Raw genomic sequence first — 13419 nt, forward strand, 5'->3', positions numbered from 1 at the left:
AGGAACAACTCTTTGCGGGTCTGCTTGCGCTTACCGGCGTACTCGGCGTCGGCGAAGGTCATCTGCTTCATCGGAAAACTCAGCGGGTGGAGTCTGGGTATTTTGCCAAAATCAGGAAGTCTTTTTCAGAGTTTCCCTAAGATTCCAAAAAAAGTCTTACAGCGGGTGCTTATGGCTCCGGTCAGCAAACCCAATATGGTTGCAACAGTTAATGTAATCATGCCTTCAGGTGGCAACATGCAGAGCTCCTTGAAATAACAAAAGCCTGGCCTTATTCATTCGGCCACGGAAATAAGAAAATAACGCCAGCAAGTGGTCGAAACCGCATAGGTGGCAAAACCACCCGTTCGTTCTAATTAATTCAACATCCGAACTCCCGAGTTTCACTCTGTAACACACCAGAACGTTGGTCGACTTCGGTGATGAGGTCCGGAGCAATCGTAAATTTGCTATATACTCATAGTATACTATGAGTATCAGGTTTCATGCTATCCAGATGCCCCCTTTGGGGGAGATCCTTGTGGAAGTGGCATTGGCGTTCGGTAGGGTTGTGCAGATTGCGTACCGCGGCAGGCCTCACCCAAGAGCAGCTCGCCTTTGAGGCCGAATTGCAGCGAAACTACGTCAACACTCTTGAGCATCTATAACCTTAAAAATTCCATTCTCAGCACCCAAACTAGAACTCCGTCCGAACGGGTTCTGATGGGGCTGTTGGGCCAGCCGAAACGATACCGCCTATATTCATAGCATACTATGAAGACCCGGCCGCATGCTATCCAGATAGTTCTCCCCTTTAGGGGAGATCCTTGTGGAAGTAGCATTGGCATTCGGAATGATCCTGCGCAGATTGCGCACCGCAGCGGGCCTCACTCAAGAGCAGCTCGCCCTTGAGGCCGACTTGCAGCGAAACTACGTCAGCATGATGGAGCGCGGAGTTAACCAACCCACAATCACAACCTTGATCAAGCTGTCTAAGCCACTACGATGCTCAGCCGCAGATATCGTCAATCAGGTAGAACTGCTTATCCAAAGTACTGATGGCGAGCAGTAGCGGTTTCCATAGCGAAAGGCTTACACGCATTGGCTGCGATATCCTCTGTTGAGGCTTCTCTATTGAATCTAACCTACAGGCATCAACTGAAGCGCAGGACGCGCTCAGGGTCACGGATGATCGACCATCGCCTGGGAGGCTGCTGACAGGATGTCGGTATGGTCTTGAACAAACCCGCTTCGGCGGGTTTTTTGTTCCTTTCTCAAAAGAGACCTGTTGATTATGGCGTCTCTTGGACTTCCGCTCCCAGCTGTTACGCTACACCGCCCCACTCAATTGCACGCAATACCCTGAGCACCTGTTGAGCGCCAATCTCAGTCTCGCAAAGAGAGACGGGCGTTTTCCCACCCAAGGCATTGTTAGCCGTGGTCATCCATGACGCGACAACGGCCTTGCCTTCGAAAACTTCTTCGGCTAAGACGACAACTTGGGCAAGACAGCCTGGTGCCGTCGCACTGATAGGATTCATCGAGTCGACAGCCCCCGGGATTTCGGGCTTCTTGATCAGCCCTCTGAGTGCTGTGACGCTTCGATCTTCGGCCGGCTTATCCACCGATGCGTTCTCCCTGGGCAACAGGGAAAAGATACGCCATGAATCGCCCCGTGTCCCCGGCGTTTTGCAAGGTAGTTTTGTCGCGTCAGCCGTGTTTTCAGCGCCGCTTGCTCTCTCTAGGGCGCCGACAGGGTGCCAATTTCGCGTTGCACCTGCCAGCGATGCGGGTGTTTATGGCGAGTTTGCTGGTACAGCGCATAACCCCTGATAATCCTCATCGCGGTGCTGCTGCGCCGGAGTTACGAAGCGGATATCAGATCCGCAAGGCGGATAGGATCTGAACCCATCCGCTGCGACCGGCAGCTAATGACCGATTCTGTTGAAAAGTCGGTTTCTGAGAGAGCTGCTTTTCGGCCGCTCAAAAATCGCTCGATTTCGGCGTTGCTACGTAAAAACCAATACAGCTCCGTCTTCTGAGCGAACCAGATTTCAACGTCGCTCACGCTCTTTCATGGGCAAAAATCGCGACGGGACTTTTTCAACAGAATCGACCAAGCATAGGCCGGGGATGTCTACCGGAGCGGGGGTAGTCCAAAAGCGGTCATCGGCTGTCTAGGAAATCCACGGCGGTTCACCTTTCAGCCAGTTCCTTGGCAAAAGGGCCTGGAGCGTCAGGTAGCCGGTGTTACGAAGTCGTCCCGCATTCTGAACGCTGCGGATGAGCCGCTTTCGACGAGCACGTCGAGCACATACAGAATTGCCTCGCGCAGGGTGGGATCACGCTTGAGTTCTAGCGGGCGTGAGTAGACATGCCGTTGGAGCAGGCTTTCGAGTATGAAAACGGTGTTGGACTCGCGCAGCATTTCGGCGTTATTTCCCAGTTTGAGCGCATTTGCGATGTGTACAAAAGCTGCTGGCATGGAGCGCTCGCCTATGTGGTAGAGAAAACGGGCGTAGCTGTCCAGTACGATCGAAACCGGTGGCAAAGCATTGAACAGCGAGTCGACGTTATGCGCGTAGCCTTCCAGACTCCGCCAGTGCCGGACATCGTCCTTCCAATACGCGGTCAGGAAGATCGTCGAGAGTACCTCGCTGCCGTATGGATGTTCCCCTTCCAGATGGGCAAGCCACTTGGAGTGCCTGATCCTCTCGGCAAACAGGTTCCACAATAACCAGTACTGCTTGGTGTTGGGATTGCGATCCTCGTTGCTGGTCAATCCTTGTATGACGCTATGGATTTCGCGCGGATGCCTGTCAACCGCATCCAAGATTGGCTGCAGGACTTGTGCCGCATCGACATCTGTCACATGCATGACAAACTCTTGCATACAGTAGGATATCGACTGTTCACTTTCAAAGTTTCGGTCACGCCGACCGTTAGAGCGGCCGTACTCGCGGTTCCAGCAGTCGACCAAGTATTCACTGGCCCGTCTGTACACAGCCACAGCAAGAGGTTCGTTGGGGGCCTGGCCGAGAATCACGAGGACTTTTGCGAACGCCTCAGCACCGAATGTCTCGGTGATTTCGAGCCGGATGTGCGCATCTTCGGCGATGGCTCCGTCAGTCCAGAAACGCTCACGAACCGCTGAGGCTGCGGCAGCGACGATTGCTTCCAGCGGGTTCCGCTTGTCGTGACGCTTCTTCTCTTCGCCTGTCCAATGACAATTGGAAATAGAGGCCTCTGTAGAAATAGCATTGACAGTGAGGAGGGCGAGAGCGGGATTTGCTGTCCAGAACTGGTCGTCAATGCCCCTGGTGGCATACCAACGGACTTCGTCAATCGGGTGGGTTATTGCAGTGATAAAGGCCAGGCGCACGCGCGGTGTTTGGCTTTGGGTCAGGGGCTTGTATAGAAGCAGCGGCACCACAAAAGCACACGGACGATCAGCCAGCATCGAGAACCTCTGCATCCGATTTATGGTTCCCCATGCGTCCGCGTGCCTGCAGATTTCCGAGCAGATGACATCAATGCACCAGTCCTGCTCTTGCGGTGACATCTCCTCCCAGTGATCACGGACGCAGACCGCAGCGACGAAGCCGGGGGCATTTCGGCAGCTGTCCGGGTATTCATTGGTGCGGTCCATCTCCTGCGCACCTGACAGTATCTCCCTCCATTGTGCCGGTTCAGCAGAGCCAAGTTTGTATTGGAAGATCTGGAGTCCCCAGTTGTAGATGCCTAGCCGGACATTCGTTTCTTCCGTGTCTTTTGCGCTCCCCTCAATGAATTGCTGTACTTCCGGGGCCGCGGGTTTGGGTTCCAGACTGATGTAGCTCTTCGTTGGCTTTTCGCTGTCCACTGTGGATGTCGCGCCCAATGCTGGCTGGGCTTCAGATACGACATACTGGCGCAAGTCCATCCGATGAAGGGCAAGTTGCCATATGAGGTCATCTTCTTTTCGCTTGTCCAATGCAGGCAGTGCAGCCAGGTGCTTGTCGATGATCGCGTGAACCCTTGGGGCAAGAGAGCCGAATTGCAGGTTTGCGATAGCTACTTCGAGGTCATGTTGTCGATGCGGTAGCTCGTTCGACTGCTTCCTTTCCTCTTCGTAGATTTTGTTCTCGGCGTTCAGGGTAGGGAACATTCCCGCAAGCATGGAAGTCTGGTGCTCGCTGGCCATGCGACTGCGGTCGATAAGGATGTAGTCTTCCACAGAAAGCAGTACCAGAAGAGCCTCTCCTGATTGGTGAGGATGAGCGGTTGCCACGCTTGCAACGACAGCTGCGAGTGCTGCGGAATCGCTGCGGTGCAGGATCGCAAGCAGCACGGTGTCCAATCCCTCAGGGTGGGATTTGGCATAGTCGAGCAGCCATTTCTCGAGAGCCATCAGCAGCGACTGCAGTACATAAGGGCTGACGCCCAAGCCTCGGTACATCCCCCAGAGCCGCGGGTTTACCCATTGTTTCCGCACTAGCCCATCTGCGAGCGTCAACTCGACTTCCCAAGCGGGTTCCAGTCGGTCACCAAGGCGTGGATGCGCGTACCACTCGGCACTGTGATTGAAGACTTGTACCAGGAAATCGAGGCCCTTTCCCGGATGGCGCGTGAGCAGGTTGACCCATGGTCCTCGGAACGCACTGGCAGGGAGAGAATGGCGGTTCAGGTATTCCTTGATGCCGAAGTAAAGCTCAATGTCGAGGGATGAACGGCCGAAGGGTTCCTCGCTCAGGTACTCCTCCGTGGCGAGAAAGTTATCTAGTGCGATGGAGATCAAAAGATCCGGCAGGTCGCGGGCCGCAGGTGCGCCGTCGAGACCCGCAAGAAGAATGTCGCGGAACTCTTCGGCGACGGGGTCGTGATTCCAGCCGTCCCTGATCTGTCCGCGCATAACAGCTTCGAAGCGAACAGGGTTGGCCTTCGGAATCTTGGCAATGACCTTGAGAACGCGTTTACGTGCATCGCCCCTTCTGTAGCTGTCAACGCGCGGGAGGAGCCAATGAGCAATCCCGGCGATCTGTTCGGCTCCGTCGATGTCCGGTGCCCACCAACTGACGCCGCGTACGGCATCCTCGATCAATGCAAGTAGCAGTGGAGAATCTTCCGACCCAAAACTGCCAATGTTGCGATGAACCAGCCCTGTAACGGTCGCCCAGACCACGCCGTCCGGCACGTTCAGGATCGAACTATGGCCGCGCACGCCGACAAGCCAGGCAGGCGATGTCATGCAGGCAACCCGCAGTAGGTGGATTACCCGCTTGAGTACGGCGCGGTCATTGGCGAGCAAATCAGCCTCGTGCCGCGCCAGAAATTCGGGGGCTGACGGTGCCTTCAGCAGCGAAACCAGCGTGTCGTCGCGGAATTGAGCGGGAACACCAGCTTGCGTGATAGCTGCTCGGAAGATCCGGTCTGCAGCGGGCGCATCGCGGTCGACCAGTTCGGCAACCCACTTCCGGTAAGAGCGACGCAGTGCGGGATGCGGACCAATCGCGGAGGACAGCACCTTGAATGCTGTTTCATCCGTGAGGTGCTGCTCCTCAATCCATTGGAGGATGGCCCAGTCTTCAAGTACGTCGTGCGCCGTCGCAACGAGCAGGGGTTTCCCGTCTGGAGACGCAACGAGGGAGTCCTGTTTGAGCAGAGTGATGACTGCAGGGTCGAGTCCAGAAGCGGATACATGATCTGAAAGGGCTCGCGCACGTCGTACAGCCAGCTCCTGCAAGGCCTCTTCGCGCAGACGCGGCATGCCGTTGGCGGGGTTGTGATCCGCACGTACGATCTGCCGCCAAAAAACAGCCCGGAAATCCCGCTCGCTCTCTGGAAGTGGACGTCCTGCATCCCAGGGAATCTGGCGTGCCTTGTCGATAAAGTAGGGGTTGCGCAGGATCTTGCGCAGAGCTGGATTGCCCAGCGGGATCGCCATTGATGGAAACGCTGTCTGGATCTCTTCTAGTTCGGAGTCGTCGAGTGCTGGTATCTCGATGACAGCATGATCAATTCCTGCAGGTAGAAGGAAACTGGCCTGTACCTGCTCCACGGAATAGTCGCGACAGGTCATGATGATACCGAGACCGTTGTCTCCCTGGGCAAGCGTCATCAGATCACTGAAAGCGTCGCGTGTGGGTTTTTCGAGCAGGCGTTCGACGCTCTCGATGACGAGGACCTTGCGATCCTGCGCTCCGAGAATGGCCTGTAGCTCTGCAGCGCGTACAGGAATCTGACTGTTGTGCAGGGTTTCATCAATGTGGGCGACGGCGAATTCCTCAACCCGGAAGCCAAAGGCGAAGAATTCGCGGGAAAGAAAAGACACTGCTTCCTTGCCAATGACTGACTTGCCACTACCAGCTGGCCCCGTGATCAGGACAACTTGCTTCGCTTCGAGGGCTTCAAGAACTTTCTGGATAATGCCAGCGCGCTGCAGGTGTAAAGTCGGCCCAATCGTTTTGCGGATTTTCCTCAGGACGAAATCCGTATGGTTTCGCAGGGCTGTCAGTACGTTTTTCTCGTGCGTTCCCACCTCGCTGTAGGAAAGAACAAGAGCATCTGGAAGGTCAGTGCGCTTCAGGCTTCGAGCGGCTGGATTGGCGTCGCTGGTAAAGGACAGAAGCCTGTTCCAGGCTGCAGTTGCGCTTGCGAGCGGATCCAAGTCAGTGGACTTGAGAGCGAGCAATGTCTTGATATGTGCTTCGGTCTGACGTGTCGATGTGTGCAGATCGAGGCTCAGGACGTGTAACACACACAGGAAGGGCCACAGATCTTCGGCAGTGATAGGCGTGTCTTCCAGTGCGCTGACAATCGTGCAGAGTTCGTTGCACTGGGAGACTGACTTCTTGGAGATGAATCCGCTTAAAGACAGTCGCCGCTGGAATTCTTTGCCATCAGCGGCCCCCCTGGCGCAGTCGAGCAACCCAGAGAAGTTTTCGAGGAGCGTGTTCGTACCACGTAGAGTGACGAGGACAAAGCGATCGTATTGGGAGTTGAACGGGGCGGCTTTCTTGAAGTCTTTCCAGAAATCTCCAACAGTCTTCTTGCACTCATCGTCGGCGGCACTAATCGTGAGGCTGCGCTTCACTTGCCCGACAAGTTGTGCCGGTGCTTCACCTTCCCGCTCGCAGACGACGAGGAAGTCATCTGTATTGAAACCGAGATGCTCTGTCTGGAAGTGAACCTCTGCAACACCTCTATCAGTCAGTATCGGTGGGATGCTGCGGACGAGTAGCTGCGCCAGCCAATACGCCTGAACATGCTGCTCGAAGTAAATGCCTGCGCCCCCGGTGGCAGCTGGGCTTGAAACTCGCTCCTGGTTTTGCCCATCCATACTGTCCACCTAAAATATTCACCGTCTTCCTAATCGGGGCGGCAGCTGCGTTCAAGGCTTGCCTTGATAACGACATCATGCGAGCGCTAACGCCGCCCACGCTACGTTTCGATCAAGAATAACAAGAATGTGGGAATATCATTAGTTGGGCGGGGTTCCTACTGAGAGTCCGCTTTTGGCCGATTCTGTTGAAAAAGTAGGTTCAGCGGCAGCCAGCCGGTCAGATTTGCCTGCTGCCGAAGTGGCTGCAAGCCACTTCAAGTTGCCTTTGGGCGTTTCACTGAGCGTCCTCGCTCAGGTTTGAGGGTTAATTTCTGCTCGCCACAGGCGTACCTATCCCGTGAGCGGTGGCCCTTGAGGTAGAAGTTTGGCCATGCGGCGCAGGTTCTGCACCATTGCAGCCAAGGTGAATTCGTCAGTGGCACCTGTTAGGCCACGCAGTCGTAAACGGTCGAGTTTCATGATCCGCTTGAGGTGGGCGAAAAGCATCTCCACCTTTTTTCGTTCGCAACGAGAGATGAGGTATTCCGGTGTCTTGGCGATACGCCGGGCCACATCGCGGGCGGCCTCATGGACGCTACGAACGATCTTCCGATTCGGCGTGTTGGGGCAGCACTTCGCTTTCAACGAGCAGGTAGCGCAGTCGGTTTGGCTGGAGCGGTAGATGATGGTGTTGGCCTTGGTCACCTGCGATCTTTGCTGGGTGAAGGCGCGCCATTCACTGCGTAGCGGTTTGCCGGCTGGGCAGCGATATTCATTGGCTTCTTGATTCCAGTGGAAGTCGTTACTGGAGAGGCTATCGTCCTTGCGCTCGGTCTTGTCCCATACCGGCACATGCGGCTCGATGTCCTTTTCTTCGACCATCCAAGCCAGCATCGGGGCAGTGCCATAGGCGGTATCGCCGATGAGGCGCTCTGGCGTGAGGTCGAACTGCGCTTCGACACGCTCGACCATCGTCCTGGTCGAGTTGACTTCGGCGGTACGGTGCGCCGGAGTCGCTGCCACATCCATGATCACACCGTGCTCAGTGTCGATCAGGTAATTCGTGGAGTAGGCAAGCCTGGCGCTGCTGTCCAACGGGACAGAGGATCGGTGAGCGAAATTTTCTTGGGAAGAGCTTCAGCCAGGGCCTCTTCATCAAGGGCTTCGAGGTACTCCCGTACAGCGCGGCTGCTGAGTTTTGGATCGCTCCAGTCGACCTCATCAACCGCCACGCCACGTTGGCGGCTAGCATCGGCCTTGATGATGCTGGCATCGACGGCGAAACCTTCACCCTTGACCAGACCGGCCGCCATGCAGCCGCAGCACCTCATTGAACAACCAACGGAACAGGCCACTGTCGCGGAAACGGCCGTGTCGGTTCTTCGAGAAGGTCGAGTGATTGGGTACTTCGTCTTCCAGACCCAGCCGGCAGAACCAGCGATAGGCCAGATTTAGATGCACCTCTTCACACAGCCGTCGCTCGGAGCGGATGCCATAGCAGTATGCCGACAACCAGCATGCGCACCATTAATTCCGGGTCTATCGAGGGACGCCCAATGGGGCTATAGAAGTCTGCCAGGTAGGTGCGCAGATCACTGAGATCCAGGCACTGATCAATGCTGCGCAGGAGATGTTGGGCCGGGACGTGATCTTCCAGGTTGAACGAGTAGAACAGGCGCTGCTGCCCTCCCGGTAACTGTCCCATCATGCTGTTCGCCTCCACGCTCGCTGACAAAGCAATTTTGCCAACAGCATGAGGAAGCAGCTAATTTTTCAACAGAATTGGCCGATTGCCGCCTATGGCGAAAGGCAAAACTCATCCAGACCCGACTACTAGAATGTATTCACGCGGGCTTCCCTAAAGGTTTTGCGAAATTTCGATTTAAACGCGGTTTGTCCCCTATTACCGGTATTTTCTTACTGAACAATGGGGGATGGCATCAGAAAGTCTGGTGAGTCGGTCGAAGCACGATTTCATTCACGTCCACATTGTCAGGCTGCTCGATCGCGAACGCGATGGCGCGCGCCACGGATGCAGCGGGAATCGCCTGCTTGTAGAAATCCAGCACGGTGTCTTTCGCGGTACCGGAGGTGCTGTGCTTGAGGTCGCTGTCGACCGCGCCAGGCGCGATGGACGTGACGCGAACTTTATCGCCCACCTCTTGGCGCAAGCCTTCTGAAATGGCACTGACGGCGAACTTGGTTCCTGAATACACCGTACCGCCCGGGGCGAAGACTTTGACCCCGGCCACCGAACTCAAATTGATGATGTGGCCGCTTTCCTGAGCAAGGAAGCGTGGCAGTGCCGACGCAATCCCGTAAAGCGTGCCCTTGAGGTTGACGTCAATCATGGCGTCCCACTCATCAGTATTAACTTCCGACATCGGTCGAATCGGCATCAGCCCGGCGTTGTTGATCAGTACGTCGAGCTTGCCGAAGTCCTTTACGACAGCGGCTACTACGGCCTCGACCTGGTGCTTGTCGGTGACATCAAGAGTGTAGGCTCTGGCGACCCCACCATTACCTACGATCTCGGCCACCACCGCCTCTAGTTTGTCTGCCCGACGCGCAGCAACGGCCACTCTGGAGCCTCGTGCTGCGAGCAATCGCGCTACTTCGGCGCCGATGCCAGTGCTACCGCCGGTGATCAACACCACTTTGCCTTCAATACCTTTATTCATGACAACACCTCTTGCTCAAGTTCAGATCCGGTGGGGGGTATAGCGTGGGTAATCGGTGAATCCTTGCTCGCCGCCGCCATAAAGTCCGGCAGCATTCAACGCGTTCAGCGGCCAGCCATTGGCAATACGAAGAGGCAAGTCAGGGTTGGCAATGAAAGGTCGACCAAACGCGACCAAGTCTGCATAACCGGACTCAATCAGACGAGACGCGCGATCTGCGGTGTACAACCCGGCGTAGATAATCCGGCCGCTGAATGTGCTTCTCACCTCGCGACGAAACGCCTCGGGCAGATCCGGGGCATTCGGCCAATCGGCTTCGGCTATCGACAGGTAAGCGATACCTTCCTGCTCAAGCACCTTGATCGCTTCGATATAGGTCTGGTGCGGGTCCTCTTCGACGAAACCGATATACACACGGTCTTCATCGGTACTGGTGAACAAGGGCGTGAAACGCACCCCGACGCGGTCCGGCCCGACCACCGCGCTGACGGCCTGCACCACCTCACGAAGGAAGCGCAGACGGTTGTGCAGCGAGCCGCCATATTCATCGGTTCGGTGGTTGGCGTGGGTCGAGATGAATTGGTTGACCAGGTAACCGTTAGCCGAGTGAATCTCGATACCATCGAATCCGGCGCTCAGTGCATTGCGCGCTGCCTGAGCATAGAGTTCGACCAACGCCTTGATCTCGTCCAGGTTCAGCTCACGCGGGGTCGAAGGCTCGATCAAAGTTCCGGTGCCAGCCCCCGTTTCGATAAAGGCTTTGACCTTTTGCGCCTGGATCGCGGACGGGGCGACCGGCGCGGCATTGTCCGGCTGCAATGCATTGTGGGAAACGCGACCGACGTGCCACAGCTGGGCGAAAATCACTCCTCCTTCAGCGTGTACGGCATCAGTCACAGTGCGCCAACCGTCGATCTGCGCCTGGCTGTAAATGCCCGGCGTCCATGCATAGCCCTTCCCACGGGGTTCTATCTGGGTGCCCTCACTAATGATCAAGCCGGCACTCGCCCGTTGTTGGTAGTAGCTGGCCATCAGGGCCGTAGGCACGTCACCGGGCTGACCACTGCGTTGGCGGGTCAGGGGCGGCATGACGATTCGATTCTGCAGAGTTACAGGGCCCAACGAGGTGGGTTCAAACAATGAGCGGTGTTCCATGAAAAGATTCCTTGCTGCGTGAGTCTGATAGCCGTTGCGATTACAAACCGCCGAGGCTGAGGTATTTGAGGTTGAGGTATTCATCCAGGCCATGGGTCGAGCCTTCGCGACCAATGCCGCTGTCCTTGACGCCACCGAAGGGCGCTTCAACCGTGGTGATGACTCCGGCGTTGATGCCGATCATGCCGCTCTGCAAGGCTCGGGAGACGCGGAAAGTGCGCGCCAGATCGCGAGTGAAGAAGTACGCTGCCAGGCCGAATTCCGAGGCGTTGGCAGCGTCGATAGCCTCTTGCTCAGTGCTGAAGCGAAACAGCGCGGCTACCGGGCCAAAGGTTTCTTCTTGTGCGATGAGCATGTCCGCTGCGGCGTCGGCGATTACGGTGGGCTCGTAGAAGGTAGCGCCCAGTGCATGGCGTTTGCCGCCCAGCAACACGCGCCCCCCCTTTGCTTGGGCGTCTAGCACGTGGGCTTCAACTTTGCTGACAGCGGCCTGATTGATCAGCGGCCCTTGCTCGACACCATCATCGAAACCATTGCCCACTTTGAGCTGGCGGACCCGTTCGGTCAGGCGCATGGCGAACTCGTCGTAGATGCCGTCCTGAACATAGAAACGGTTGGTACAGACGCAGGTCTGACCACTGTTGCGAAACTTGCCAGCGATGGCGTTTTCGACTGCCAGATCCAGATCGGCGTCGTCGAAAATAATGGTTGGCGCATTGCCTCCCAACTCCATCGATAACTTCTTCATGCTGTCGGCAGATTGTTTGTACAGCAGCTTGCCGACGCGGGTGGAGCCGGTGAAGGTGATCTTGCGCACCAAGTTGTTAGCCGAGAGTTCACCCCCAACCGCGGCCCCGTCGCCAGTGACCACATTGACCACACCAGCGGGGATGCCGACCTTCTGCGCCAGCACGCCATAGAGCAAGCCGGAAAACGGCGTGAACTCTGACGGTTTGATGACGATTGTGCAGCCGGCGGCCAGGGCCGGCCGATTTTGCGAGAGAGCATTGAGAAGGGAAAGTTCCAGGGCGATATCGCCCCCACCACGCCGACCGGCTCACGGGTTACTAGGATCTGCCGGTCATTCCAAGGCGAAGGGATGATCTCGCCATTGATGCGCCGGGCCTCCTCGGCAAACCATTGGATGTAGTCGGCGCCCAGTTTCATTTCGTTGCGGGCTTCGGCCAGTGGCTTGCCTTGTTCGAGGGTGAGCATGCTGGCGAGGATGTCAAGATTGTCGCGAACCAATTGCGCCATGCGGTTTAGCAAGGTGGCGCGTTCTGCCGCAGTGGTCAGTGACCATGAGCTGAAGGCAGCCTGCGCAGCGTCGATAGCCCGGCGTGTTTCAACGGCGCCGCTCCAGGGGATTTGGCCGATCTGAGTTTCGGTGGCAGGGTCGTTAACGCCGAGTGAGCTGGAGTCATCCGCTGATACCCATTGACCATCGATGTAGTTAGCTTCTTTCAGCCAGCCGGCGTCTTTGATTTGTTCCAGGTTGAACGTAGTCATGGTTTCTCCAGAAATGTCAGGGCGTAAACCGAAGTCCCTTGCCGCTGGCATCGGGACTATCAGATGTGTGGGAGACCTGCTAAGTCGCCCGCTAACGGCAGGCTCAGACGTCGTTCAGCAGATCGATCAAGACCCTCGCAGCCTCACTGGACGACCCTGGGTTCTGGCCAGTGATCAGCAGACCATCGCGGACAACGTAAGAAGACCAGTCAGCACCTTTGGAATAGAGGGCACCATTAGCCTTGAGCATGTCCTCGACCAAGAAGGGCACGACGTTGGTCAGGCCGACCGCCTCTTCCTCGGTGTTAGTGAAGCCAGCTACTTTTTTGCCCTGAACCAGCGGTGTGCCGTCAGGCTTTTTCACATGGCGCAATACGCCAGGCGCGTGGCAAACAAGGGCCACTGGCTTGTCTGCGGCCAGGAACGACTCAATCAACCGGATCGAGACTGGATCTTCAGCCAGGTCCCACAGCGGGCCATGGCCTCCTGGGAAAAAGACTGCATCGAAATCATCAGGTGAGACGCTGTCCAGTCGCACGGTTCTGGCGAGCACTGCGCTAGCGACAGAGTCAGCTTCGAAGCGGCGGGTCAAATCTGTCTGAAACGATGGTTCGTTGCTTTTTGGGTCGAGCGGTGGCTGTCCACCCTTCGGCGATGCGAGGACGATATCTGCCTTCGAGTCCAGAAAGGCGTAGTAAGGCGCCGCCAGTTCTTCGAGCCAGAAGCCGGTTTTACGGCCAGTGTTGCCAAGGGTGTCGTGAGAGGTCAGTACCATGAGAACTTTCATTTTGATTT

At 56.5% G+C, this 13419-nt stretch carries 6 protein-coding genes and 3 pseudogenes; 1 reads left to right on the forward strand and 8 read right to left on the reverse strand.

Annotation, left to right across the window (positions count from 1 at the left end):
* Positions 1 to 832: 832 nt before the first annotated feature.
* Positions 833 to 946, forward strand: a pseudogene (locus tag VCA57_RS19960) (helix-turn-helix transcriptional regulator); the annotation flags it as partial.
* Positions 947 to 1304: 358 nt separating this feature from the next.
* Here the strand turns inward: VCA57_RS19960 and VCA57_RS19965 are convergent.
* The 8 genes and pseudogenes from VCA57_RS19965 to VCA57_RS20000 all read right to left on the reverse strand — a co-directional run bounded on the left by VCA57_RS19965 (position 1305) and on the right by VCA57_RS20000 (position 13411).
* Positions 1305 to 1604, reverse strand: coding sequence for an antitoxin Xre/MbcA/ParS toxin-binding domain-containing protein (locus VCA57_RS19965; protein WP_411186917.1), 300 nt, complete (start codon positions 1602 to 1604; stop codon positions 1305 to 1307).
* Between the two features lie 239 nt (positions 1605 to 1843).
* On the reverse strand, positions 1844 to 2047 hold the full coding sequence (locus VCA57_RS19970) for a hypothetical protein (RefSeq protein WP_411186919.1): 204 nt from the start codon (positions 2045 to 2047) through the stop codon (positions 1844 to 1846).
* 168 nt (positions 2048 to 2215) lie between these two features.
* Positions 2216 to 7297: an ATP-binding protein gene (locus VCA57_RS19975; RefSeq protein ID WP_411186921.1), complete on the reverse strand. Its 5082-nt coding sequence runs from the start codon at positions 7295 to 7297 to the stop codon at positions 2216 to 2218.
* A gap of 333 nt (positions 7298 to 7630) precedes the next feature.
* Positions 7631 to 8987: pseudogene (locus VCA57_RS19980) on the reverse strand (IS1182 family transposase).
* A 232-nt stretch (positions 8988 to 9219) separates the two neighbouring features.
* Complete coding sequence (locus tag VCA57_RS19985; protein ID WP_411186923.1) at positions 9220 to 9960, reverse strand: SDR family oxidoreductase; 741 nt, start codon at positions 9958 to 9960, stop codon at positions 9220 to 9222.
* Positions 9961 to 9981: 21 nt separating this feature from the next.
* Positions 9982 to 11115, reverse strand: a complete 1134-nt coding sequence (locus tag VCA57_RS19990; RefSeq protein WP_411186925.1) for an alkene reductase — start codon at positions 11113 to 11115, stop codon at positions 9982 to 9984.
* Positions 11116 to 11155: 40 nt separating this feature from the next.
* A pseudogene (locus VCA57_RS19995) lies at positions 11156 to 12624 on the reverse strand (NAD-dependent succinate-semialdehyde dehydrogenase).
* A 103-nt stretch (positions 12625 to 12727) separates the two neighbouring features.
* Entirely contained in the window at positions 12728 to 13411 is a 684-nt protein-coding gene (locus VCA57_RS20000) for a type 1 glutamine amidotransferase domain-containing protein (protein WP_411186927.1), read from the reverse strand.
* Positions 13412 to 13419: the final 8 nt, after the last annotated feature.

The sequence above is a fragment of the Pseudomonas sp. genome, assembly GCF_046581935.1.
Lineage (GTDB): Bacteria > Pseudomonadota > Gammaproteobacteria > Pseudomonadales > Pseudomonadaceae > Aquipseudomonas.

What these genes read in the sequence shown, in the direction of transcription:
- VCA57_RS19975 (WP_411186921.1), bottom strand. Translation starts at nt 7,297, where the DNA reads ATGGATGGGCAAAACCAGGAGCGAGTTTCAAGCCCAGCTGCCACCGGG.
- VCA57_RS19985 (WP_411186923.1), bottom strand. Translation starts at nt 9,960, where the DNA reads ATGAATAAAGGTATTGAAGGCAAAGTGGTGTTGATCACCGGCGGTAGC.
- VCA57_RS19990 (WP_411186925.1), bottom strand. Translation starts at nt 11,115, where the DNA reads ATGGAACACCGCTCATTGTTTGAACCCACCTCGTTGGGCCCTGTAACT.
- VCA57_RS20000 (WP_411186927.1), bottom strand. Translation starts at nt 13,411, where the DNA reads ATGAAAGTTCTCATGGTACTGACCTCTCACGACACCCTTGGCAACACT.